Genomic DNA, 653 nt, shown 5'->3' with positions numbered 1-653 from the left:
CTACCGGATGATTCCGGACAGTAATTCCGCTTGATTCCGGACACTTTTCTCATAATCTTTGAGCCATTAACCAAAGAGACAAAAAAATGGCCAAACAAAGAATTGACATGAGAAAAGTACGTGAGTTATTAAGATTGCATTTTGAGCGGGGCATTACCAGCGTGCGTGAGCTTTCAAAACTCTCAAATGTTGGAAAAACCACCGTTAGCGATTATCTGAATGGATTCAAGCGCAGCGGTCTTGCCTACAGCCAGATTTCAGCATTGTCAGACTCTGAACTAACGGCTGCTATACATGGCTCCCAAAAAACTGCTAACCCGAAGTATGATGACCTTTATGGGAGGTTTTCGTATTTCGACAAACAATTAAAGAAGCATAAGATCTCGATAAAGGTGCTTTGGGATGAGTACAAGCAAGACCATCCTGATCCTTATGAATACAGCCAATTTTGCTTCCATTACTACCAATGGCGTAAGAATAGCAAAGTCAGCATGCATATAGAACATAAAGCTGGCGACAAGCTATACGTTGATTTTACTGGCCAGAAACTAAGCTATATTAACCCCACCACTGGCGAAGTTGTAGAGTGCGAAGTGTTTGTTGGTGTGCTTGGAGCCAGCCAGAAAGCTTATATCGAAGCGGTACCATCCCAG

Annotated in this window: 1 pseudogene; it reads left to right on the top strand. The window is 42.7% G+C overall.

Annotated elements, in window-relative coordinates:
* Positions 1–107 precede the first annotated feature (107 nt).
* Positions 108–653, top strand: a pseudogene (locus JCM15548_RS20760) (IS21-like element ISGur9 family transposase); the annotation flags it as partial.

Origin of the sequence: Geofilum rubicundum JCM 15548 (genome assembly GCF_000974365.1) — a bacterium.
In the GTDB taxonomy this organism is placed as follows: domain Bacteria; phylum Bacteroidota; class Bacteroidia; order Bacteroidales; family Marinilabiliaceae; genus Geofilum; species Geofilum rubicundum.
Note: the sequence above shows the minus strand (reverse complement) of the source record. Positions and strands in the feature narration are given on the sequence as shown.